The organism is Pseudomonas sp. AM14(2022), assembly GCF_036346455.1.
GTDB lineage: Bacteria > Pseudomonadota > Gammaproteobacteria > Pseudomonadales > Pseudomonadaceae > Aquipseudomonas > Aquipseudomonas putida_A.
Map to the genome: position 1 here is coordinate 130,531 of NZ_JAOTNY010000005.1, position 23,755 is coordinate 154,285.

Consider the following 23,755-nt stretch of genomic DNA (forward strand, 5'->3'; position numbering starts at 1 on the left):
TTCTCTTCGAATTCGGGGTGTGATGCTTTTGTGGGAGCGAGCCTGCTCGCGAATGCTGAGTGTCAGGCGAGAGTGCGGTGACTGATCCGACGCTTTCGCGAGCAGGCTCGCTCCCACAGGGGGCACATGAAATTTGTCAGTGGGTTTGGCCGTGCCACGGCACCAGTTTGCGCTGCAGGGCGCGCAGGCCCATTTCCATGGCGAAGGCGATCAGGGCGATCACCAGAATCCCCAGCACCACCACATCGGTGACCAGAAATTGCGCAGCCGACTGCACCATGAACCCCAAACCGCTGGTGGCGGCGATCAGTTCGGCGGCGACCAGGGTCGACCAGCCAACGCCCAGACCAATGCGCACACCGGTGAGGATGTCCGGCAGGGCGCTCGGCAAAATCACATGGCGGATCAGTTGTGCGCGAGTGGCACCGAGCGACTGCGCAGCGCGCAATTTCGCCGGGTCTACAGTGCGCACGCCGGTCGCGGTAGCGATGGCGATCGGCGCAAAAATCGCCAGGTAGATCAGCAGCACTTTCGACAACTCGCCGATGCCGCACCAGATCACGATCAGCGGCAGATAAGCCAATGGCGGAATCGGCCGGTAGAACTCGATCAACGGATCAAGCACGCCACGGGCAATACGGTTGGCGCCGATGGCAATGCCCACCGGCACCGCGGTCAGAATCGCGAAGCCGAGACCCAGACCGATGCGGCTCAGGCTCGCGCCCAGGTGCTGCCACAGAGTTGAATCCATATAGCCCGTGGTCGCCAGCAACCAGCCTTTTTGCAGCACGGCGGAGGGTGGTGGCAGGAACAGCGGTTCGATCAAACCAGTGGCGGTCACGGCCCACCAGATCACCAGCAAGGCGAACAGGGTCAGCAGGCTGATCCACCGCGTGCTGAGGCTGCGCCGCACGGGAATCGCCACCGATGGGGTTTTCACTGCCTGGGCGGAAACGTCGTAACTGCTCATGCGCGCTCCTGCCGTTGTACGGCGCTGCGTTGCGAGAACACTTTGCTCAGCACGTGCTCGCGGGTTTCGATAAAACGCGGGTCGGATTTGATCGCCCGCGCCGACTCACCGGCAGCGTAGCGTTGACCGAAATCCAGCTGCAGACGCTCGACGATCTGCCCCGGATTCGGCGCCAGCAGAATCAGGTCAGTGGCGAGGAATACCGCTTCTTCGATGTCGTGGGTAATCAGGAACACCGGTTTTGCAGTGCGCTGCCAGACTTGCAGCAACAGCTCCTGCATCTGCTCGCGGGTGAATGCGTCGAGGGCGCCGAAGGGTTCGTCCATCAGCAGCACGCGCGGGTCGGCGGCGAGGGCGCGGGCCAGGCCGACGCGCTGTTTCTGGCCCCCGGAAAGTTGCCAGATGCGGCGATTTTCGAAACCGGAAAGGTCGACCAGCGCGAGCATTTCCCGGGCGATCTTTTCGCGTTTGTCCTTGGCAACGCCGGCCAGTTCCAGACCGAAAGCCACGTTAGCCAACACATCCTGCCAGGGCAGCAAAGCGTCATCCTGGAACACCACGCCACGTTCGGCGCTCGGGCCTTTGACCGGCACGCCGTCGAGGGTGATGCGCCCGGCGCTGGGTTCGACGAAGCCGGCAATCAGGTTCAACAGCGAAGTCTTGCCACTGCCGGACGGGCCGAGGGCGACCAGCAATTGCTGAGGCCCGAGGGTCAGGGAAATGTCCGCCAGCACCGGTTCCGGGCTGCCGGGATACTGTGCGCTGATGCGCTCCAGCTGTAGCAAGGCCATCGCAGTCCACTCCCGATCAATTGGTGATGTATTTGGCGCTGACGTACGGCGCGTAGTCCGGCAGTACGGCTTCGACCTTGCCTTGCTCCTTGAGGAACGCGGCGGTATCGGTAATGGCTTTGGTGGTCGGCGCGCCGAGAGTGATCACCTGATCAGCCGCCAGCGGGTAGACGTTGCCTTGCAGCAGCAATGGAATGTCGCTGGTCTTGGCACCGGAGAGCTTCACCAGCTTGTCGACGTGTGACTGGTCGGCGAGCCAGGCTTGTGGATCCTTGCGGTAATCGGCGTAGGCGTCGAGGGTGACCTTGGCGAACGCGGTGACGATTTCCGGGTGTTTCTCGGCGAAGTCTTTGCGCACGATCCAGGCATCGAAGGTCGGCGCGCCGAACTTGGCCAGTTCGCCGGAAGTGATCAGCACTTTACCGTTTTCCTTGGCCACGCCAAGTGCCGGATCCCACACGTAAGTGGCGTCGATATCACCGCGTTTCCACGCGGCGATGATCGCTGGCGGGGCGAGGTTGAGCACGGTGACTTTCGACGGATCGATGTTCCAGTGCTTCAACGCCGCGAGCAGGCTGTAGTGACCGGTGGACACGAACGGCACGGCGATTTTCTTGCCGACCAGATCCTGCGGGGTCTTGATCCCGGAACCGTCGCGAGCGACCAGTGCTTCGGCGGCGCCGATCTGGGTGGCGATGAGGAAAGTTTCCACCGGAACCTTGCGGGTGATCGCAGCGGTCAACGGGCTGGAACCGAGGTAGCCGATCTGCACGTCACCGGAAGCGATGGCAGCGATGATGTCGGCGCCGTTGTCGAACTTGCGCCAGCTGATGTCGGCCTTGGTGGCTTTTTCGTAGGCGCCATCGGCCTGGGCGACTTTCGCCGGGTCGACGGTGGTCTGGTAGGCGACGGTGAGGTCGGCGGCCTGCGCCAGAAAGCTCGCAGCAGCCAACGAGGCCACGGCCAGCAGGCGAAGCGGGAAATTCATTTTCATGGGGGGAGTGCTCCAAATCAGGCGACCGACGATCGGCGTGAAAGGAGACTAAATGATCTAAGAATCTAAAAATAAATAACTTTTTAGACTTAGCTTATGAGCGGAAAAATCTAAGCCTGGCCGCTGCGCGGTCATTCGCGAGCAAGCTCGCTCCCACAGGAGATTGCAATCTAATGTGGGAGCGAGCCTGCTCGCGAAAAGGTTCGAAGAGCCTTCTGATGTCAGTTGCTGATCGCCAGAATGCTCGCCTGATACGACCCGACAAACACATCGAAATCACCGACCTCGTTCTGCTCCAGCTCCGCCTGTTGCGCCAGCGAAGAACGCGCCAGCTCCTCAAACTTCGCCTGTTCATCCGCCGCCAATGGCTCGCTGCGGAAGAACTCGGCATGCGCCTGACTCTGGCGCAGGGAGAATTGCGCGAAGCTTTCCTTGTGCTCGGCCATGGTCGCCAGCACTTGGGCCGATGGGGTCAGGGACGAATCCTTGACCTTGGCCAGTTGCGCGTCGAGCGCCTTGCTGTGTGCGTCGCCGCCATGGCTCTGATCGAGCAATGCCGCCAGCGGTGCGATTTTTTCCAGCAGCTCGGCTGCCCAAACCTTCAATTCGACCGCTTCACCGTCGCGCTGCAATTGCAGGCCCGGACGGCGACCTTCCTTGACCACACTGAGGAAGTTCGAAGTGGCATTGCCGCACGAAGTGTTGGTCAGCAGCGGACTGTCGTTCAGCGCGCAGTACAGCAGGAACGCGTCGAGGAAGCGCGATTCGGTGACGTCGATGCCCATCGGCAGGAACGGGTTGATATCCAGGCAACGCACTTCGACGTACTGAATGCCCCGGGCCATCAGCGCCTGGATCGGTCGCTCGCCGGTGTAGGTCACGCGTTTCGGGCGGATGTTGGAGTAGTACTCGTTTTCGATCTGCAGGATGTTGGTGTTGAGCTGTACCCACTCGCCATCCTGGTGCGTGCCGACTTCCACGTACGGCGGGTATGGCGTGGCCACGGCCTTGCGCAGGCTGTCGGTGTAGCTCGCCAGATCGTTGTAGCACGGCGTCAGGCCGGCCTGGGCGTTGCTCTGGTAACCGAGGTCGCTCATGCGCAGGCTGGTGGCGTACGGCAGGTACAGGGTGTCCGGATCCAGTTGTTCCAACTGGTGCGAACGGCCGCGCAGGAAGCCCGCATCCAGCGCTGGCGAAGCCCCGAACAGGTACATCAGCAGCCAGCTGTAGCGGCGGAAGTTACGGATCAGCGCGATGTACGACGACGACTGAAAATCGCGGTCGGTGCCGACGAAACCTTCGGCTTCGCGCAGCAGCGGCCAGAGCTTTTCCGGCAGGGAAAAGTTGTAGTGAATCCCGGCGATGCACTGCATGGTCTTGCCGTACCGCAGGGCCAGGCCCTTGCGGTAAACGTACTTGAGCTGACCGATGTTGGAGGTGCCGTAATAGGCGATCGGGATGTCTTCCTCGGCCGGCAACGGGCACGGCATCGATGGACTCCACAGGTACTCGTTGCCGAGCTTGCTGTAGGCAAAGCGATGAATCTTGTCCAGGCTCGCCAGCGTATCGGCCGGATCGGGCAGGGCGGGGGTGATGAATTCCAGCAGCGACTCGGAATAGTCGGTGGTGATCTGTTCATTGGTCAGCGCGGAACCCAAGGCTTCCGGGTGCGGCGTTTGCGCCAGACGACCTTCACTGGTCACGCGCAGGCATTCACGTTCGATACCGTGGAGGCACTGTTCGAGCAGAGAGAGGTTGGCGCGCTCGCCGAGCAGAGCCAGGCGGCGGTTGAGAAGTTCGCTCAATTTGGATTCCTTCACGCGTCAGTCGCCCCAATATGGGGGTGGGCAGGACGGTCTACAAGGGTGAAGTTGAAACTGGCGTTTTCGCCTGGTTTTGTAGCGGCAGGCCATTTGCCGGTCAGTCAAGAACTGCACAATCCCTGTGGGAGCGAGCCTGCTCGCGAAGAGGGTATTGCAGCCAACATCACCGTCGACTGACACACCGTCTTCGCGAGCAGGCTCGCTCCCACAGGATTCGTTGCGCCGAAATTAACTCAAAATGATGAACAACATCTACAGGACAGCGAACGTGCCTTGCGCTTTTGCGACCAGTTTGTCGCCCTGCATCACGTCGGCCTCGACCACCAGCGTGCGGCGGCCCGGGTGGATCACCCGCGCCGTGCACAGCACCTCGCCGTCGGATACGGCGCGGATGTAGTTGATCTTGCACTCGATGGTCGCGCTCTGCTGATCGAAGCCGTGGGTGCTGGAACAGGCCAGCCCCATGGCGATATCGACCAGACTGAACAGCGCGCCACCGTGCAATTTGCCGCCGCGATTGCGCAGTTGCGGTTCCAGCACCAGGGCGACTTGCGCCACCCCGGTTTCCAGGCTGTGCAGGCGGCAGCCCAACAGCTTGAAAAACGCGCTCTCGACGAGCCCGGCCGGAATCTCCATCAGCGTTTCTTCAACTGCTTGGCGTTGGCGAACAGCGAAGCCATGGCGTTGTTCACCGGTGCGGCTGTGGCCGTTTCCTTGCGTGGCGCGTTGTTCGACGACTGGCGCGGTGCCGAGCCCGGACGCGAGCCACGAGCACCGTCGATCTTCTCGCCCGGGGTGTCGCTCATGCGCATCGACAGACCGACGCGTTTGCGCGGGATATCGACTTCCATGACCTTCACTTTCACCACGTCACCGGCCTTCACTGCTTCGCGTGGGTCCTTGATGAACTTCTCCGACAGCGCCGAGATGTGCACCAGGCCGTCCTGATGCACGCCGATGTCGACGAATGCGCCAAACGCGGTCACGTTGGTGACGACGCCTTCGAGGATCATCCCCAGTTGCAGGTCTTTCAGGTCTTCGACGCCTTCCTGGAACTCTGCGGTCTTGAACTCCGGACGCGGGTCGCGACCGGGTTTTTCCAGTTCTTGCAGAATGTCGGTGACCGTGGGCAGACCGAAGGTCTCGTCGGTGAACTTCTTCGGGTCCAGACGCTTGAGGAACGCGGCGTCGCCGATCAGCGAGCGAATGTCGCGGTCGGTTTCAGCGGCGATGCGCTGTACCAGCGGATAGGCTTCCGGGTGAACAGCGGAAGAATCCAGCGGGTTGTCGCCGTTCATCACGCGCAGGAAACCTGCGGCCTGTTCGAAGGTTTTCTCGCCCAGACGCGCAACTTTCTTCAGCGCTGCACGGGTCTTGAACGCGCCGTGCTCGTCACGGTGAGCGACGATGTTCTGCGCCAGGGTCGCGTTGAGGCCGGAAATCCGCGCCAGCAAGGCCACCGAGGCGGTGTTTACATCGACGCCGACGGCGTTTACGCAGTCCTCGACCACCGCATCCAGACCACGCGCCAGTTTCAGCTGCGACACGTCGTGCTGGTACTGGCCGACACCGATGGATTTCGGATCGATCTTCACCAGTTCGGCCAGTGGATCCTGCAGACGACGGGCGATGGACACCGCGCCACGGATCGACACGTCCAGATCCGGGAATTCCTTGGCAGCCAGTTCCGACGCCGAGTACACCGATGCACCGGCCTCGGAGACCATGACCTTGGTCATCTTCATTGCTGGGTATTTTTTGATCAGCTCGATCGCCAGTTTGTCGGTTTCGCGGCTGGCGGTGCCGTTGCCGATGGCGATCAGGTCAACCGAGTGCTTGGCGCACAGGGCGGCCAGAATCGCGATGGTCTGATCCCATTTGTTGTGCGGCACGTGCGGGTAAACCGTGGCGTGATCGAGCAGCTTGCCGGTGGAGTCGACCACCGCGACTTTGCAGCCGGTACGCAGGCCCGGGTCGAGGCCCAGGGTGGCGCGCGGGCCGGCCGGCGCGGCCAGCAGCAGGTCGTGCAGGTTGTGGGCGAAGACGTTGATCGCCTCGGTTTCGGCGCCGTCGCGCAGCTCGCCGAGCAGGTCGGTTTCCAGGTGCGTGTAGAGCTTGACCTTCCAGGTCCAGCGCACCACTTCACCGAGCCATTTGTCGGCCGGGCGGTTCTGATTCTGGATGCCGAATTGCTGGCCGATCATGCCTTCGCACGGGTGCATGGTGCCCGGCAGTTCGTCGCCGACTTTTAGCGCGGAGCTGAGGATGCCTTCGTTGCGGCCCCGGAAAATCGCGAGTGCGCGGTGCGACGGCATGCTTTTCAGCGGCTCGTCGTGTTCAAAGTAATCGCGGAACTTCGCGCCTTCTTCTTCCTTGCCGGCGATCACGCGGGCGCTGATGGTCGCTTCCTGCTTGAGGAAGTTGCGCAGCTTCTCCAGCAGGCTGGCGTCTTCGGCGAAGCGCTCCATCAGGATGTACTTGGCGCCTTCCAGCGCAGCTTTCACGTCGGCTACGCCTTTCTCGGCGTCGACGAAGCGTGCGGCTTCGGTTTCTGGCGTCAGGTTCGGGTCGTTGAACAGGCCGTCGGCCAGCTCGCCGAGGCCGGCTTCCAGGGCAATCTGGCCCTTGGTGCGGCGCTTCTGCTTGTACGGCAGGTACAAGTCTTCGAGGCGGGTCTTGGTGTCGGCGAGCTTGATGTCGCGTTCGAGGGCAGGGGTGAGTTTGCCCTGCTCCTGGATGCTGGCGAGGATGCTGATGCGCCGTTCGTCGAGTTCTCGCAGGTAGCGCAGACGCTCTTCCAGATGACGCAACTGGGTGTCATCGAGGCTGCCGGTGACTTCTTTCCGGTAACGGGCGATGAAGGGAACGGTAGAGCCTTCATCGAGTAGCGCGACGGCCGCTTCGACCTGTTGCGGGCGTACGCCGAGTTCCTCGGCGATGCGGCTGTTGATGCTGTCCATAAAACCACCTGACATATTGTGAAAGCAGGCTCGCAGGCACGGAAATAAAGGCCCGGAGTCTGGTTGAGCGGCTAGAAAATTGCCGCTGCCTGGGTCAAAAGGCACCCCATTGACCCGTGAAATCGAATAATTACTGCGCAGGCCCGGAAAATATCGCGGCTACCTGCGGTAACGATTCAGACGTTGCCTGGCACAAAACGCCGCGCATTATAACCAGCGTTCTGTCATTCGGGGGTGTAGCAGTCTGTAGGTAGAAACCCCGGTTTTCTGGCAGTGAAGGAAAAATCTGCTAACAATGCACACGGTGCGTATAACGGCAGCTACGCCATAATGCGCGCCGAGCTAAAAGGAGCATCCAATGAGCAGCACTGCAAACAATGCTGAAGGCGAAAAAATTCTTATTGTTGACGACGATCCGGGGCTGAGCAGCCTGCTGGAACGCTTTTTCGTCAGCAAGGGCTACCGCGCCCGTGCCGTACCGAACACCGAGCAAATGGACCGTCTGCTGTCGCGTGAAGTGTTCAATCTGGTCGTCCTCGACCTGATGCTGCCGGGCGAAGACGGCCTGACCGCCTGCCGTCGCCTGCGGGCGGCGAACAATCAGATTCCGATCATCATGCTCACCGCCAAGGGCGATGAAATGAGCCGCATCAAAGGCCTGGAACTGGGCGCCGATGACTATCTGGCCAAGCCGTTCAACCCGGACGAGCTGATGGCGCGGGTCAAAGCGGTTCTGCGTCGTCAGGCCGCACCGGTGCCGGGCGCGCCGGGCAGCGAAGACGAAAACGTCACCTTCGGTGATTACGTGCTGTCGCTGGCGACCCGCGAGCTGAAACGTGGCGAAGAAGTGCACATGCTCACCACCGGTGAGTTTGCAGTACTCAAGGCGCTGGTAATGAACGCGCGTCAGCCGCTGACCCGCGACAAACTGATGAACCTGGCCCGTGGCCGCGAGTGGGATGCCCTGGAGCGTTCCATCGACGTGCAGATTTCCCGTCTGCGCCGGATGATCGAACCGGATCCGTCGAAACCGCGCTACATCCAGACGGTCTGGGGCGTGGGCTACGTGTTCGTACCGGATGGCGCCGCCACCAAGTGATCGGCGATTTGTAGGAGCGGGTCTGCGCAGACCGGGTTGATCGACCCTCTACGCAGACTCGCAATCCGCAATATGCGAGCATGGCTCGCTCCTGCAAGTGTGTAACGGTTATCGATGAAAACCCCCGTCTGGTTCCCCCAAAGTTTTTTCTCCCGCACCCTGTGGCTGGTGCTCATCGTCGTGCTGTTTTCCAAGGCGCTGACCCTGGTTTATCTGTTGATGAACGAGGACGTCCTGGTGGATCGCCAATACAGCCACGGCGTCGCCCTGACGCTGCGCGCCTATTGGGCGGCTGATGAAGAAAACCGCGCGAAGATCGCCGATGCCGCGACCCTGATCCGGGTGGTCGGCGCTGGTGTGCCGGAGGGCGAACAGCACTGGCCGTACAGTGAAATCTATCAGCGGCAGATGCAGGCGGAGCTGGGCGCCGACACCGAAGTGCGTTTGCGCATGCACTCGCCGCCGGCGCTGTGGGTGCGTGCGCCAAGCCTCGGCGACGGTTGGCTGAAAGTGCCGCTGTACCCGCATCCGCTGCGCGGGCAGAAAATCTGGAACGTACTCGGCTGGTTCCTCGCCATCGGTTTGCTGTCCACCGCCTCTGCATGGATTTTCGTCAGTCAGCTCAACCAGCCGTTGAAACGTCTGGTATATGCCGCGCGGCAACTCGGTCAGGGTCGCAGCGTGCGCCTGCCGATCAGCGACACACCCAGCGAGATGACCGAGGTGTATCGCGCCTTCAACCAGATGGCCGAAGACGTCGAACAGGCCGGTCGCGAGCGCGAGCTGATGCTGGCCGGGGTCTCCCATGATTTGCGCACGCCGCTGACCCGCTTGCGTCTGTCGCTGGAGCTGATGGGTGATCGCAACGATCTGACCGACGACATGGTGCGCGACATCGAAGATATGGACGCGATTCTCGATCAGTTCCTCGCGTTCATTCGCGACGGTCGTGACGAGTCGGTGGAGGAAGTGGACCTGAGCGATCTGGTGCGTGAGGTGGCCGCGCCGTACAACCAGAGCGAAGAGAAGGTGCGCTTGCGCCTGGAACCGATCCAGCCGTTTCCGCTGCGCCGGGTGTCGATGAAACGCCTGCTGAACAACCTGATCGGCAACGCGCTGAACCATGCCGGCAGCGGCGTCGAGGTCGCGGCTTATGTGTCCGGTGACACCAGCGCGCCGTACGTGGTGTTGAGCGTGATGGACCGGGGGGCGGGGATCGATCCGTCGGAGCTTGAGGCGATCTTCAACCCGTTCACCCGTGGCGACCGTGCCCGGGGCGGGAAAGGTACCGGGCTGGGGTTGGCGATCGTGAAGCGGATTGCGTCGATGCATGGCGGCAATGTCGAGCTGCGCAACCGCTCCGGGGGCGGATTGGAAGCGCGGGTGCGATTGCCGTTGGGGTTGATGTTGCCGCGGGATGCGGTCTGACAGTCGGGATATTCAGCGGGGCTGATGGCCCCTTCGCGAGCAAGCCCGCTCCCACAGGGGAACGCATTCCAAAATGTGGGAGCGGGCTTGCTCGCGAAGGCGGCCTGTCAGCTGCCACATTTCAAACGGATCAGCCTTTGCCTTTGGTCCGGGTCATGTTCGGCCCGCCATTCTTCTCAAGGTGTTCGATGATGATCCCCGCCACGTTCTTGCCGGTGGTGGTCTCGATCCCTTCCAGGCCCGGCGACGAGTTCACCTCCATCACCAGCGGCCCGTGGTTCGAACGCAGGATATCCACACCCGCCACGGCCAGCCCCATGACCTTGGCCGCGCGCAACGCGGTCATGCGTTCTTCCGGGGTGATCTTGATCAGGCTGGCGCTGCCGCCTCGGTGCAGGTTGGAGCGGAATTCCCCAGGCTTGGCCTGACGCTTCATCGCTGCGATCACCTTGTCGCCGACCACGAAGCAGCGGATGTCGGCACCGCCGGCTTCCTTGATGTATTCCTGGACCATGATGTTCTGCTTCAGGCCCATGAACGCTTCGATCACCGACTCGGCAGCCGTGGCGGTTTCGCACAGCACCACGCCGATGCCCTGGGTGCCTTCCAGCACCTTGATCACCAGCGGCGCGCCGTTGACCATGTCGATCAGGTCGGGAATGTCATCCGGCGAGTGAGCGAAACCGGTGACCGGCAGGCCGATGCCACGACGCGACAGCAGTTGCAGCGAACGCAATTTGTCCCGCGAGCGGGCGATGGCCACCGATTCGTTGAGCGGAAACACCCCCATCATTTCGAACTGGCGCAACACGGCGCAACCGTAGAACGTCACCGACGCACCGATCCGCGGGATTACCGCATCGAAGCCTTCCAGCGGCTTGCCGCGATAGTGGATCTGCGGCTTGTGGCTGGCGATGTTCATGTAGGCGCGCAGGGTGTCGATCACCACCATTTCATGCCCGCGCTCGGTGCCGGCCTCGACCAGACGACGGGTGGAATACAGACGCGGGTTCCGCGACAGCACAGCGATCTTCATGCAACACCTGTGGAGGAGGTAGATACCGGGAACACCGGCTTGTCTTGTACATATTTGATGCCCGGATTGACCACCAGTTGGCCATCGATCAGGGCTTTGGAACCGAGCAACAGGCGATAGCGCATGGACTTGCGACAGGCGAGGGTGAACTCGACTGCCCAGACCCGATCACCGAGGGCCAGGGTGGTGCTGATCACATAGCGCACCTGCGCCTGGCCGTTGGAGCTTTTGATGGTTTTGCGCGTCACCAGCGGTGCTTCGCAGCGCCGGTGACGCAACTGCACCACCGTGCCCAGGTGCGCCGTGAAACGCACCCACTTCTGGCCGTCGCGTTCGAACGGCTCGATGTCGGTGGCATGCAGGCTGGAGGTGCTGGCACCGGTGTCGATTTTCGCCCGCAGACCGGCGACTCCCAGATCAGGGAGCGCCACCCACTCGCGCAGACCGACAACGGTCAAATGGTCAAATGTCTTCAAAGGTGCTCAACCGGCAGAAACCGCTCGGGCCGCGTGCGGCCGAATTCGCGGTATTCACGCAGAATAAGGGTTAAAAGGCGACAGATATCTACGGCCCGGATCGCCGACCCCTCAAGCAGGTGTCGGCAGGTGTGCATTGTAATCCGGGACGGGGTCATTCATGGCACGACAGAAACGGTAGTACAGTTCATCAATATTTCAGAATGAGGAAATTCCATGGCACAAAAAAGCGAAGAGGACGACAAGGTCCGTCTCGACAAGTGGTTGTGGGCGGCGCGCTTTTATAAAACCCGGGCCTTGGCCAAAGCGGCCATCGAAAGTGGCAAGGTGCATTGCCGAGGCGACCGCTGCAAGCCTGGCAAAGAGCCACGCATTGGCGATGAATTCGAGATTCGTACCGGCTTTGAAGAGCGCACGGTGAGGGTTGAAGCCTTGTCGATCGTACGTCGCGGCGCACCCGAGGCGCAGACGCTGTATACCGAGACGGAGGCGAGTATTGCCAAACGTGAAGCGGCAGCGGCGATGCGCAAGGCCGGAGCGTTAGGCGTGAGCACTGATGGCAAGCCGAGCAAGAAGCAGCGGCGGGATCTGTTTAAATTTCGTGGGAACAGCCACGAATAAAAAGATCGCAGCCTGCGGCAGCTCCTACGGGAAAATGTATTCACATGTAGGAGCTGCCGCAGGCTGCGATCTTTTCAGCATTCAACCCATTAACGGGCAGACACCACGCTCATCCGCGAAACCAGCGGCAGTTTGCCCAGCAAAGCGAAAACCGGCGCAGTCACCTTCAGCCAGAAGTTGGCGGCGTGATAAGCGAACGGTGTGTAGTAACCCCAACCCAACGCCCACACCGCCAGCAGCATGCCGCCGATGTAATCGTCCTGGCCCCAATGCGCGCCGGCTACCAGACGTGGCAGCATGAACAGCAACGCCAGGCCCCAGATCGTCAGGAACTGGCCGACTGAGCGACTGAACACGCCCATGAACAGCGCCCAGATCAGCAACACCGAAGCGTGGTCACCGGGGAAGCTCTGGCTCGAGCGATCCTTCAGCTCCCAGGCTTTTTCCAGATGCGGGAAATAGTCGCTCAGGTGCACCGCGCCTTCCAGCACCATCGATGGGCTGCTGTGCTGCCAGTCCATGTAGTCGGCGAATTTGGAAAACAGCGCGCGAATCACCACCATCAGCAGCAGAATCGAGAAAAAACCGAAGAAGGCGCGACGTACATCAATCGCCTTGAACACCCAGTCGCCCTTGATCAGCAGCGTCAGCAGAATCAGTCCGACGACAATGTCGAACGGACGCAGACTTGCAATTGCCCAGATGTGGAGCCATATGGGGTTGCTGGCCAGTGGTGCATTGAGCGAGCGGAACAGCCACTCGTCGAAAATCACACACAGCATCTGGCCCGTAGGCCATAACCAGAAAGCCAGTAGCGCTAATGGCACTACGTTGCACAGAACCAGCCGGCCGAGGTTCCACCTTGATTGGAACAAACCCGGATTGTTCATAAAATGCCTCCCGTGGCTGAACATTTCGCACCAAACGGGTGCGGAGAAGCGCGGGATTTTCATCTTTTGTAACCTTTTTGTCATCAATTCAGATACCCAGACCTATGACCGACCTACCGGATACCGACTACACCCAACGCTTCATCTTCGATGACAGCGACACTCGCGGCGAACTGGTGGCGCTGGAACGCAGCTACGCCGAAGTTCTCGCCAAGCACCCGTACCCGGAGCCGGTCGCGCAATTGCTGGGCGAACTGATGGCGGCCGCCTCGCTGCTGGTGGGCACCCTGAAGTTCGACGGCTTGCTGATTTTGCAGGCACGCTCCGAAGGGCCGATTCCGCTGCTGATGATCGAATGCTCCAGCGAGCGCGAGATCCGTGGCCTGGCGCGTTATAACGCCGAGCAGATCGCCGCGGACGCGACCCTTGCCGACCTGATGCCGGGCGGTGACCTGACCCTGACCGTCGACCCGACGATCGGCCAGCGTTACCAGGGTATCGTCGACCTCGATGGTGAAACCCTGTCCGAGTGCTTCACCAATTATTTCGTCATGTCGCAACAGGTCGGCACCCGCTTCAAGCTGTTCGCCGACGGCCGCCGTGCTCGCGGAATGCTACTGCAGCAACTGCCGGCCGACCGCCTGAAAGACGAAGAAGAGCGCGCCGAAAGCTGGCAGCACATCACCGCCCTGGCCAGCACCCTGACCGCCGATGAATTGCTCAGCCTGGACAACGAAACTGTCCTGCATCGCCTCTACCACGAAGAGCAGGTGCGCCTGTTCGATGTACAGAACCTGCGCTTCCGTTGCAGCTGCTCGCGGGAACGCTCGGGCAATGCACTGGTCAGTCTGGGTCTGGAAGATGCGCAGGCACTGGTGGCTGAACGCGGTGGCGAAGTCGAGATCGATTGCCAGTTCTGCAACCAGCGTTACCTGTTCGATGCGGCCGATATTGCTCAATTGTTTGCTGGCGCAGGCGTCGACACGCCGTCAGATACCCGGCACTAAAACGGTTCAGCGCAGGTAAATTCACTGCGTAACGACGGAATTTCGCCGTTACGACGGGAGGACCCTACTCTTTTTGGGCTTTTCTGGCATAATCCGGCCCACTTTTTTCGCGGTAGTAGTGCACGACTTTCTACTACAAAACGTTTGGAGCACACTCGGCCACTGGCCGACGGGGAACCTCATGACGCAAGCCAATAACGCCGTGTACACCGATCTGAGTGTTGATGATCTGGTAAAAGAAGCCCTGCAACGCGGTGAGGGCGAGCTTGCCGATACCGGCGCTCTGGTAGTCCGCACCGGTCATCGCACCGGCCGTTCGCCAGTCGATCGTTTCATCGTTGAAGAGCCTTCCACCCAGGCCGCTATCGCCTGGGGCCCGATCAACCGCAAGTTCCCGGCCGACAAGTTCGACGCGCTGTGGGCTCGTGTCGAGGCGTTCAACAACGCGCAAGAGCACTTTGTTTCCCACGTGCATGTAGGTGCGGCTGAAGATCACTACCTGGCCGTGAAAATGACCACCCAGACTGCCTGGCAGAACCTGTTCGGTCGTTGCCTGTTCATCAACCCGGCCCAGTACAACCCGGCCGGTCGTGACGAGTGGCAAGTGCTCAACGTGGCCAACTTCGAGTGCGTGCCTGAGCGTGACGGCACCAACTCCGACGGTTGCGTGATCATCAACTTCGCGCAGAAGAAAGTGCTGATCGCCGGTATGCGTTACGCCGGTGAAATGAAGAAAGCCATGTTCTCCGTGCAGAACTTCCTGCTGCCGGCCGCTGACGTGCTGCCAATGCACTGCGCTGCCAACATCGGCGAAGAAGGCGACGTGACCCTGTTCTTCGGTCTGTCGGGCACCGGTAAAACCACCCTGTCCGCCGACGAGAGCCGTTACCTGATCGGTGACGACGAACACGGCTGGGGCGAAGGCGTGGTGTTCAACATCGAGGGCGGCTGCTATGCCAAGTGCATCGACCTGTCCGAGAAGAATGAGCCGGTCATCTGGAAAGCCATCAAGCACGGCGCAGTCCTGGAAAACGTGGTCATCGACGACGCCAAACACGCTGACTACGCCGATGTCAGCCTGACCCAGAACAGCCGCGCGGCCTACCCGCTGGAGCACGTTGCCAAGCGTTCCGAGAAGAACCTGGGCGGCGAGCCAAACGCGGTGATCTTCCTGACCTGCGACCTGACCGGCGTGTTGCCGCCAGTGTCGATCCTCAACGAAGAACAAGCGGCCTACCACTTCCTGTCCGGCTACACCGCGCTGGTGGGCTCGACTGAAATGGGTTCGGGCAGCGGCATCAAGTCGACCTTCTCCACCTGCTTCGGCGCACCGTTCTTCCCGCGTCCGGCTGGCGAATACGCTGAACTGCTGATCAAGCGCATCCGCGGCTTCGGCTCCAAGGTCTACCTGGTCAACACCGGCTGGACCGGCGGTGGCTACGGCGTCGGCAAACGCTTCAACATCCCGACCACCCGTGCGGTGATCGCAGCGATCCAGAGCGGCGCGCTGATCGGTGCTGCCACCGAGCACCTGGACACCATCAACCTCGACGTGCCACTGGCCGTACCGGGCGTTGAAACCAACCTGCTCAACCCACGCAACACCTGGGCTGACAAGGCTGCGTACGACGAAGCTGCCAAGGCGCTGGCCGGTCTGTTCATCGAGAACTTCAAGAAGTTCGAAGTGAGCGACGCGATTAAGGCTGCGGGTCCTAAGTTGTAAAATTGGTTGCAGTAATGAGAAAGCCGCCTCTAGGGGCGGCTTTTTTGTGGGTGACGGTTTAGCTGTCGTTATCGGCTTGACTGCCATTATTCCCGCAGAATTTGGGGTAAACGGCCAGAATAATGCCACTTAAGGGAGGAGTGGCCCGCCAATACAGTTCTCGAAGATATCTTCAAGTCCACGATAGTCACATGCAACCGCATCAACATTTGCCGAAATCCAAGCGTCTTCCTTGATCAGCCACCAATCAACCGTAAAGCCCGCATTGATGATGATCTGCTCAAAAAGGATGCGCTGAGCACGCCCGTTACCTTCGCGAAAAGGATGAATGACATTCAAGTCGCCATAGGTTTCGGCGATAGCCACGACGAGCTCTTCTTTGTTCAGCCCCACGAACCATGCATCACGTTCCATGGCGCGAAATATTTTCTCTGCCTCTGGGAGAATTCTTTCTGCGGTGCAGAAAAAGGTATCCCCTTCTGAATGTTGACTGTTCGCGGCTGCCCGGCCCAGTCGTAGACATCGCAAAACAGAGTTCTATGGATATGTTGAAAAAGGGTTAGATCATATGGAGGGGGAAGAAGAGGAAATCGACTGATAGCGATCTCTGATAGTTCTCGCTCTGCTTTGTGCAGTTCTTCTTCACAGCGAATATTGAGCAAGTTACGCAGGACATCACTTCCAGGGTAGCAGTAGGGGTCTTGCCCGACCCCGTACTTGTCCACCATTAGCGTGTGTTCTGACGGTATTTTTCGATGACTGATTCCCGTGATGGAAGCGGTCTTTCAGCATCGCTACGATTGGTATCGAACCCTTCTAGACGCAGGCTCGCCAAGTAGTTAGACCGACGTACTTTTTCGTAATAAGCCTGCTTTTGCTGGAACGTCAATTTGCTCATGGCATGGGCCTCTTGGTGCAGGATTACAGTGTAGCGCAATCGTGTGGACGGATTGGTTGGGATTTTCGATGCTTGCACGAGTGTCGCTCATCTGTCTCAGGTTAGGCGTGAGAGCGACCGGAAGACTGTCAGCCTCAGAGCGGTGCTTTCCAGCCGAGCATCTGCTGCTGCGCGACCTGCAGCAGGTCACAGCCATCCTGCGTCAGCAGATAGAGGGCGTGGGTGATATGGGGGATGTCTTCGACGTCGGCTTGTTTGAAACTGAGGCAGTAGAGGGTTTTCAGCAGGTCGCTGGAGGCACGCAGGCGCTGGACGGCGCATTCGAGGATGTCTTGCGGGTTGGCCTCTGTGTCGATGATCAGGGGCTTGGTGTCGGTGAGGTTGGATTCGAGTGAGCGGTAGCGATCGAGGGGAAGCGGGGTCCATGCTTTCATAGTGTGTATTCCAAATGTCGTGAGGATTCATCCCACCGTGACCAAGCGATGGGAGGCGAACTGTGTTCGGGTTGGTCAACCGAAGGAACACACAAGTCCGGCACGCTCAAAGGCGTCCCAAACACAGCCACCATTAAGCGTGCAGACATTTGAATTGCCGGCAGCATACAACGGACGCATTTATGTGTCCCACCGGGTGACCAAGCCCGAGCCGCTGATTTGCCAGCGACAGTCACGACTATAGATTTGTGCCCTCAAGCCGCGATAGGCGACAAAGAGTCGTGGCAGGTAGGAACGGGATGAAGATTGCATCGGACGTTCCTACCGATTTTTAATCGTTTTTCAACGTAAATGCTGATACGCCGAAATATCCAGCAAGCTGGTTGCCAGGCCGGTCGCCGGCTTGTAGATCTCGCCCTTCACGCTGGTGAACGGTACACCTTTGCTGCCCAGCGAAACGTAGCGCTCGCCTTGGTCCAGCTCGGTGAAGTAGGTGTAGGAATGTTTGTGCATCAGTGTGTATTTGGCTTCGTCGCGTGCGATGCCGTTGGTGAGGTTTTCCAGATCGGCCTGGGTCAGATTCAACGTTTTTTGCAGTTGCACGCCCCAGCGTTTGAGGCAGGTTTCGGCGAGGTGGCGCACGATGCGTCCGGGCTCGGACAGCGCTTTCAGATCACTGGCGCCGGTCGGGACGCCGCCGCTGCTGGTGGCATTGCCGGCCATGGTGGCGTGGCGGCCAGCCATAGGATAGATGTAGGTTTTAGTGCCGGTAGCGGTCTGTGGGATGACGCAGCTGAAACCTTTGGAGCGTTCGTCACGAGCATAGAACGCTACATACTCTTTGACATTGCCCGCGAGTTTGACGCGCTCTTCCTGAAAGTTACCAATGCCTGGCACGGGATCAAGCGCAAAGATATTGACCGGGATGTTTTTCAGCAGACTGTCCTTGAACATTGCATTGGCCAACATATGGCAACTGATGCCGCCCCGGCTCCAACCGACGAGATTGACTTGAGTCGGAATAACACCATCCTTGCGGTGGGTTTTGATGATTCCTTCCTGTAATTGCTGCTGGGTAATGCTGCGATTACCGTAATTATATTTGCGCCAGAACCAGGAACCCTCGACTTTTACATCTTCGATAGGAATGCCGGCAGCTTTCAGGCGATTGTATTCGGCTTCAGTCAGTTGCTCGCGTTGCCAGTCGCACTTGCCCTTGATGATATTGAGCGCATGCAACACGTTTTCTTCCCAGCCCTTGCCGAACAAGGTGCCGCTCATGCCGTATTCCTTGGTCTTGGTGAATAGATCGTCGGCCTGCAGGTTGCCGCTGCCGGGGCCATCGACCACGATCCACTCGGCAAACTCGTAACCCGTATGATTGGCAGCCAAGGTGGAAATCAGTTCACCGTTCCAGAAGTTTTCGTGGGTGACGTCGAATTTATTGGAACCAGTTCCGCAAAAAAATATAGTTAAAACAGTCATTGTGTTGCTCTCGGTTAAAGTAAGAGCCAACAACTTAGGTCTTTTCTAGCTGTTTATTAAAGCCTTCTGTTGTTTCTGGATTTTAGTTGTTTTCAGTGTCGGTCTGGTTGTTGGGGTTTGTGTTTTGCTACTTCGAGCAAGTCACAGCCATCCTGCACTAATAAATAAAGAGCATTGACGATGTTAGGTATATCTTTCACGTCGGCCTGTTTGAAACATAAACAGTAAAGGGTTTCCAGCAGATCGCTGGCGGCACGCAGTCGCTGGTCAGCGGCATCAAGCAGATCGCGATGGCTGGACTGAGTGTCGATGACCAATACGGGATTTTCGTTGTAGCAAGTCTTCAAAGGGCGATAGCGGGTAATCATGGTGAGGCTTGTCCTTTACAAAGGCACTCGGGCGGGGCTGATTCAGTGGTCAGTCGCGCCGGCCACTATAGAAGTGCGTGGCGAGCACTCACAAGAGCGCCGCAATGGACGCCGTTCGTAGGGGATTTTCCGAGGGCCGGGCATATGCCCTACAAGGTTTTGCGGTTTTTTCGGGGTGAAACCCCTAGCGCAGAAATTTCCCACAGGATTCACAGGCGTTTCTTGGCAGATCTATGTATGGTGCGCGCCAGAATCTGTAGGACGTTTCCAAACGTCCGATACGCGCTTAAAGGGAATTGAGTATGCAGTGGCTACGTATGGCCTCGATTTTATTGCTGTGGGCCAGTGGTTGCCGTTTGGCCATGGCGTCTGATGCCGGCAACGGCTGGATGTTTGCCGACCTCGAACGCACCGGTTGGCCCGATGCGCTCTCCAGCCAGACTGGCATCGATACCGCCTCGCGCGCCGAGGTGTTGATGTTCGGCAGGGCCTTGCTCGCCAGTGAAGCGCTGGACGAGGCAGGGCTGGAGCAGCGACTGGGTGTGCCGCATGTGCAGCTCAAGTCGGTCAGGCAGGTGCGTGACGGTCTGTGGGATCGTTTGCTGAGCACCTATCGCAACGCCAGCGTTGACTGTGACGGGCAGCCGTTCTGCCCGCGCGTGCGCAGTGTTGCGGAACTGCGGCAATTGGCGGCGGCCTTCACCGGTGACATCAGCCCGGCTCATGCGTTGTGGGCGAGCAAGAGCCAGGGCGTGCATGAGCAGGTGTTGAACGAGCAACTGCGAGTGGCGGTTTTGCGGCCCTGAACAGGTAAATTTGTATCGCTGTTTTGTGCCCCTTCGCGAGCAGGCTCGCTCCTGCAGTGGACCGAGTTGTCTGCGCTATTGGCTGTATCATCCCGTATTGAATTGACCCCGGCCTTTTCTCGACTCGCTGCGATCGCCCGCTAGGCTGTTGGCATCACAGCGGTCAACGGAGTGACAGCGCATGCACAACACCCTGGAACAGGTTTTCGGTTATCCACAGTTTCGACCCGGGCAGGAAGCCGCGATCAGCGCGGTACTGGCCGGGCGCTCGGCGGCAGCGATTTTCCCCACCGGGTCTGGCAAGTCGCTGTGCTATCAAGTACCGGCACTGTTGCTGCCACATCTGACCCTGGTGGTCTCGCCACTGTTGGCGTTGATGCAGGATCAACTGGCATTCCTCAAGCGTCACGGCATCAGTGCCGGCAGCATCGATTCGGCACAAAGCCGCGATGACGCCAATGATGTGATGGCCCGCGCCCGTTCGGGTGAATTGAAGATCCTGATGATCTCGGTGGAGCGCCTGAAGAACGAGCGTTTTCGCAATTTTTTGCAGCAGGTGCCGATCTCGCTGCTGGTGATTGACGAGGCGCACTGCATCTCGGAATGGGGCCACAACTTCCGCCCCGACTACCTGAAGCTGCCGGACTACCAGCGTCAGTTCAATATCCCGCAAACGCTGCTGCTGACCGCCACGGCGACGCCGAAGGTCATCGCCGACATGCAGACCAAATTCGCCATCGCCGAAGCGGATGTTGTGACCAGCGGTTTCTATCGACCCAATCTCAATCTGCTGGTGGAACCGGTGCGTGGCCAGGACAAGCGCCGGCGGCTGGTGGAGTGGATGAGCGAGCGCGCGAGCCAGCCGAGCATCGTCTACGTCACGCTGCAGAAAACCGCCGAGCACATCGCCGAACATCTGGGGCGCAACGGCATACAGGCCGAGGCTTATCACGCCGGGTTGCCCAACGATCAGCGCGAGGCGATCCAGAAGCGCTTCATGGCCGGGCAGTCCAATTGCATAGTCGCAACCATTGCGTTCGGCATGGGCATCGACAAGAGCGATATCCGCAACGTGGTGCATTTCGACCTGCCGAAATCCATCGAGAACTACAGTCAGGAAATCGGGCGCGCCGGACGGGACGGACAGCCGTCGGATTGCCTGGTGCTGGCCAACCGCGACAGCCTCAACGTGCTGGAAAATTTCGTCTACGGCGATACCCCGGAGCGCGAGGGGATACGTTGTGTGCTGGAGGAAATGCAGGCTGCCGCAGCTGAAGGACAGTGGGAGTTTCTGCTCGGGCCGTTGGCGGATCAGAGCAACATTCGCACGCTGCCGCTGAAGACGTTGTTGGTGCAAATGGAGCTGCGCGGCCTGATTGCTCCGCGCTATGCCTATTACGCCGAGTACCGTTTCAAATACCTGCTGGAGCCGGAAGCGTTGCTTGAGCGTTTCGAGGGAGAGCGCAGGGAGTTTGTCGCGACCATCATTCACACCTCCAGCCGCGCACGTACCTGGGCCACGGTGAATTTCGAGGCGATGTACACGCAGTATTCGGCTGAGCGCAATCGGGTGGTGACGGCGCTGGATTATTTTCAGGAGAAGGGCTGGGTCGAGCTTGAGAGCAAGCAGATGACCGAGGTCTACAACGTGCTGCACAGCGATTTCGACAGCGCTGTGCTGAGTGCCGAGTTGCACGAGTACTTCACCCGGCATGAACAGACTGAAGTCGCGCGGATTCACGCCATGCTCGAACTGTTCGCCACTGAGCGCTGCCTGGGTTATCGCCTGGCCGAGTACTTCGGCGACCACAATGCGCCCGAGCACTGCGGGCACTGTTCGGTGTGCCACGGTGATGTCGCGCGGCTTCCGGCACCTCCCGAGTTGCCAGCGCTTGTGGATAAGAACTTCGCGGCGTCGTGCGGTGATTTTATCCACAGGCACGAACAGCACACCGGCCATGTGCCGACGGCGGAGCGCCTGACGCGTTTTCTGTGCGGGATCAGCGTGCCGCTGTTTACCAAGTTGAAGGCGCGGACGATCTCGGGGTATGCGGCGCTGGAGCAGTATCCGTACGCGGAAGTCCGCAGTTGGGCTGACAATCATCTGCTCGAGTAAATACAAACCCTGTGGGAGCGTGTGATGCCATGGCGGCCTGTATCCATGCGCTGAATGTCGCTCATCACGGTAATAAACTTCAAAAACGCCCAGTGCCTGACTATGGTGAAGGCTGTCTTCGGATCGTCAACAAGAGAACAACATGAGCCAGACATCCATCGATATTCAGCAAGCTGCCGTGATCGGCGCGGGCACCATGGGCCGCGGTATTGTCATGTGCCTGGCCAATGCCGGCATCGCCGTGCAGTGGGTCGATAACAATCCACAGATGCTCGAACAGGCGCTGGGCACCGTGGCGCAGACTTATGCACACAACGTGCGCCAGGGCCGGATCGATCAGGTCGAAGCGGATGCACGTCTTGCCCGGATCAGCGCGGCGGCGGATTACCCGGCAATCCGTAAAGTCGATCTGGTGATCGAAGCGGTGTACGAAAACCTCGCGCTCAAGCAGAAGATCTTTCGCGAACTGGATGGCCTGCTCAAGCCTGAGGCGTTGTTGGCGAGCAACACCTCGGCACTGGATATTGATGCGATTGCCGCTGCAACAAAACGTCCATCGCAAGTGCTCGGCCTGCATTTCTTCAGCCCCGCGCACATCATGAAACTGCTGGAAATCGTTCGCGGGGCGCAGACGTCGCCAGCCGCACTGGAAGCGGCGCTGACGCTGGGCAAACGCATGGGCAAGGTCAGTGTGGTGGCGGGCAACTGCCACGGCTTTATCGGCAATCGCATGCTGCATCCGTATGTGCTGGAGGCGCGCAAGATGCTGCTCGAGGGAGCTTATCCACAGCAGGTCGATACGGTTTTGCAGGGCTTCGGTTTCGCCATGGGGCCGTTCCGCATGTATGACGTCGTGGGCATCGATCTGGAATGGCGCGCGCGCGAATTGGCCGGCAAGGGGCAGGATGCGCCGGAGGTTCAGGTCGACAACCGCTTGTGCGAGATGGGCCGCTTCGGGCAGAAATCCGGCAATGGTTATTACCACTATGAGCCGGGCAGTCGTCAGGCCGAGCATGATCCTGAGGTGGATGCGCTGATATTGAGCGTCAGCGAAGGCCTCGGCTTTCAGCGCCGGGAGATTGGGTCCGAGGAAATCCTCGAGCGGTGTCTTCTGGCGCTGGTTAACGAGGGCGCGAAAATTCTGCAGGAAGGCATTGCCGAATCGGCGCATGACATCGATCAGGTGTACCTCAATGGCTACGGCTTCCCGGCGGACAGAGGCGGCCCGATGGCCTGGGCGGACGATCAGGGGCTGGCGGACATTCACAAGCGCTTGCTGGCGCTGGAGACGCGACAGGGCGATCAATGGCGGCCGGCCCCACTGATTGGCGAGCTGGCGGCGCGAGGCAAAGGTTTTTACCTTTAGACTGGACAGATAACTCAAGGAGTCGATACCGATGTCCAGCACCATGGCGCAACGCGCCGATTACCCGCATTTCCAGCCGATCACCACCCGCTGGCACGACAACGATGCTTATGGCCACATCAACAACGTCACCTACTACAGCTTTTTCGATACTGCCGTGAACACTTACCTGATTCAGGTCGGTGGCCTGGATATCCACGACGGCGAGGTAGTGGGTTTTGTCGTGAGTTCATCTTGCGATTATTTCGCCTCGATCGCTTTCCCGGACCTGATCGAGATCGGTCTGCGGGTCGGCAAGCTGGGTAACAGTTCAGTGCAATACGAACTGGCGGTGTTCAAGGTCGGTGAAAGCGAGGCGTGTGCAGCGGGGCGTTTTGTCCATGTGTTCGTGGATCGGGCGAGCAATCAGCCGGTGCCGATTCCAGGCAGATTGCGTGACGCGCTGGAGCGTCTGGTGGTTTGAA

General features: G+C 59.6%; 22 protein-coding genes and 1 pseudogene. 9 read left to right on the forward strand and 14 right to left on the reverse strand.

What is annotated here, in order from left to right:
- Positions 1-136: 136 nt before the first annotated feature.
- The 6 genes from tauC to V3W27_RS12520 all read right to left on the reverse strand — a co-directional run bounded on the left by tauC (position 137) and on the right by V3W27_RS12520 (position 7,538).
- On the reverse strand, positions 137-970 hold the full coding sequence (gene tauC, locus V3W27_RS12495; protein ID WP_247268396.1) for a taurine ABC transporter permease TauC: 834 nt from the start codon (positions 968-970) through the stop codon (positions 137-139).
- Entirely contained in the window at positions 967-1,761 is a 795-nt protein-coding gene (gene tauB / locus V3W27_RS12500; RefSeq protein ID WP_027611202.1) for a taurine ABC transporter ATP-binding subunit, read from the reverse strand. The genes tauC and tauB overlap by 4 nt, the downstream gene beginning before the upstream one ends.
- 16 nt (positions 1,762-1,777) lie before the next feature.
- Entirely contained in the window at positions 1,778-2,755 is a 978-nt protein-coding gene (gene tauA, locus V3W27_RS12505; RefSeq protein ID WP_330206723.1) for a taurine ABC transporter substrate-binding protein, read from the reverse strand.
- A gap of 221 nt (positions 2,756-2,976) precedes the next feature.
- Entirely contained in the window at positions 2,977-4,560 is a 1,584-nt protein-coding gene (gene gshA / locus V3W27_RS12510; RefSeq protein ID WP_285373155.1) for a glutamate--cysteine ligase, read from the reverse strand.
- A 270-nt stretch (positions 4,561-4,830) separates the two neighbouring features.
- Positions 4,831-5,214 (reverse strand): PaaI family thioesterase, encoded by a 384-nt coding sequence (locus V3W27_RS12515; RefSeq protein ID WP_086793980.1) that lies wholly within the window; start codon positions 5,212-5,214, stop codon positions 4,831-4,833.
- Positions 5,214-7,538, reverse strand: coding sequence for a Tex family protein (locus V3W27_RS12520; RefSeq protein WP_007964702.1), 2,325 nt, complete (start codon positions 7,536-7,538; stop codon positions 5,214-5,216). The genes V3W27_RS12515 and V3W27_RS12520 overlap by 1 nt, the downstream gene beginning before the upstream one ends.
- 358 nt (positions 7,539-7,896) lie before the next feature.
- Here V3W27_RS12520 and ompR point away from each other — a divergent pair, with 358 nt between their 5' ends.
- Together ompR and V3W27_RS12530 are read left to right on the forward strand one after the other, a co-directional pair.
- Positions 7,897-8,637, forward strand: a complete 741-nt coding sequence (ompR, locus tag V3W27_RS12525; protein WP_003220637.1) for an osmolarity response regulator transcription factor OmpR — start codon at positions 7,897-7,899, stop codon at positions 8,635-8,637.
- Positions 8,638-8,751: 114 nt separating this feature from the next.
- On the forward strand, positions 8,752-10,065 hold the full coding sequence (locus tag V3W27_RS12530; protein ID WP_027611205.1) for an ATP-binding protein: 1,314 nt from the start codon (positions 8,752-8,754) through the stop codon (positions 10,063-10,065).
- 130 nt (positions 10,066-10,195) lie between these two features.
- Here V3W27_RS12530 and rimK read toward each other — a convergent pair whose 3' ends face one another.
- Together rimK and rimB are read right to left on the reverse strand one after the other, a co-directional pair.
- A complete protein-coding gene (rimK, locus tag V3W27_RS12535) occupies positions 10,196-11,101 on the reverse strand; it encodes a 30S ribosomal protein S6--L-glutamate ligase (protein ID WP_007949201.1) in 906 nt (301 codons plus the stop codon).
- Positions 11,098-11,577, reverse strand: a complete 480-nt coding sequence (rimB, locus tag V3W27_RS12540) for a retropepsin-like aspartic endopeptidase RimB (protein ID WP_095137912.1) — start codon at positions 11,575-11,577, stop codon at positions 11,098-11,100. The genes rimK and rimB overlap by 4 nt, the downstream gene beginning before the upstream one ends.
- A 216-nt stretch (positions 11,578-11,793) precedes the next feature.
- Here rimB and V3W27_RS12545 point away from each other — a divergent pair, with 216 nt between their 5' ends.
- The gene (locus V3W27_RS12545) at positions 11,794-12,198 is read left to right on the forward strand and encodes an RNA-binding S4 domain-containing protein (protein ID WP_027611206.1); all 405 of its coding nucleotides are present in this window, start codon (positions 11,794-11,796) and stop codon (positions 12,196-12,198) included.
- An 89-nt stretch (positions 12,199-12,287) separates the two neighbouring features.
- Here the strand turns inward: V3W27_RS12545 and V3W27_RS12550 are convergent, their stop codons facing one another.
- Positions 12,288-13,088, reverse strand: a complete 801-nt coding sequence (locus V3W27_RS12550) for a phosphatase PAP2 family protein (RefSeq protein WP_115988444.1) — start codon at positions 13,086-13,088, stop codon at positions 12,288-12,290.
- Positions 13,089-13,192: 104 nt separating this feature from the next.
- Between V3W27_RS12550 and hslO the strand changes: the two genes are divergently transcribed.
- Together hslO and V3W27_RS12560 are read left to right on the forward strand one after the other, a co-directional pair.
- On the forward strand, positions 13,193-14,095 hold the full coding sequence (gene hslO / locus V3W27_RS12555; RefSeq protein ID WP_098966688.1) for an Hsp33 family molecular chaperone HslO: 903 nt from the start codon (positions 13,193-13,195) through the stop codon (positions 14,093-14,095).
- Between the two features lie 181 nt (positions 14,096-14,276).
- Positions 14,277-15,818 carry a phosphoenolpyruvate carboxykinase gene (locus tag V3W27_RS12560; protein ID WP_027611209.1) on the forward strand — a complete coding sequence of 514 codons (1,542 nt, stop codon included), beginning with the start codon at positions 14,277-14,279 and terminating at the stop codon, positions 15,816-15,818.
- Positions 15,819-15,947: 129 nt separating this feature from the next.
- Here V3W27_RS12560 and V3W27_RS12565 read toward each other — a convergent pair.
- From V3W27_RS12565 to V3W27_RS12585, 5 genes and pseudogenes are all read right to left on the reverse strand, one after another.
- Positions 15,948-16,546 (reverse strand): annotated as a pseudogene (locus tag V3W27_RS12565) (putative adenosine monophosphate-protein transferase Fic).
- Entirely contained in the window at positions 16,546-16,716 is a 171-nt protein-coding gene (locus V3W27_RS12570; RefSeq protein WP_096796727.1) for a YhfG family protein, read from the reverse strand. Before V3W27_RS12570 ends, V3W27_RS12565 begins: the two are co-directional and overlap by 1 nt.
- 134 nt (positions 16,717-16,850) lie before the next feature.
- Entirely contained in the window at positions 16,851-17,150 is a 300-nt protein-coding gene (locus V3W27_RS12575; protein WP_096796726.1) for a hypothetical protein, read from the reverse strand.
- 342 nt (positions 17,151-17,492) lie between these two features.
- Positions 17,493-18,635, reverse strand: a complete 1,143-nt coding sequence (locus tag V3W27_RS12580) for a hypothetical protein (protein WP_223008833.1) — start codon at positions 18,633-18,635, stop codon at positions 17,493-17,495.
- Between the two features lie 92 nt (positions 18,636-18,727).
- On the reverse strand, positions 18,728-19,003 hold the full coding sequence (locus tag V3W27_RS12585) for a hypothetical protein (RefSeq protein WP_183784575.1): 276 nt from the start codon (positions 19,001-19,003) through the stop codon (positions 18,728-18,730).
- A 302-nt stretch (positions 19,004-19,305) separates the two neighbouring features.
- Here V3W27_RS12585 and V3W27_RS12590 point away from each other — a divergent pair, with 302 nt between their 5' ends.
- The 4 genes from V3W27_RS12590 to V3W27_RS12605 all read left to right on the forward strand — a co-directional run bounded on the left by V3W27_RS12590 (position 19,306) and on the right by V3W27_RS12605 (position 23,754).
- Positions 19,306-19,809, forward strand: a complete 504-nt coding sequence (locus V3W27_RS12590; protein ID WP_285373151.1) for a polysaccharide deacetylase — start codon at positions 19,306-19,308, stop codon at positions 19,807-19,809.
- A gap of 181 nt (positions 19,810-19,990) precedes the next feature.
- Positions 19,991-21,925 (forward strand): RecQ family ATP-dependent DNA helicase, encoded by a 1,935-nt coding sequence (locus V3W27_RS12595; RefSeq protein WP_330206724.1) that lies wholly within the window; start codon positions 19,991-19,993, stop codon positions 21,923-21,925.
- Positions 21,926-22,067: 142 nt separating this feature from the next.
- Entirely contained in the window at positions 22,068-23,291 is a 1,224-nt protein-coding gene (locus V3W27_RS12600) for a 3-hydroxyacyl-CoA dehydrogenase (RefSeq protein WP_330206725.1), read from the forward strand.
- Between the two features lie 31 nt (positions 23,292-23,322).
- A complete protein-coding gene (locus V3W27_RS12605; protein ID WP_103368287.1) occupies positions 23,323-23,754 on the forward strand; it encodes an acyl-CoA thioesterase in 432 nt (143 codons plus the stop codon).
- Position 23,755: the final 1 nt, after the last annotated feature.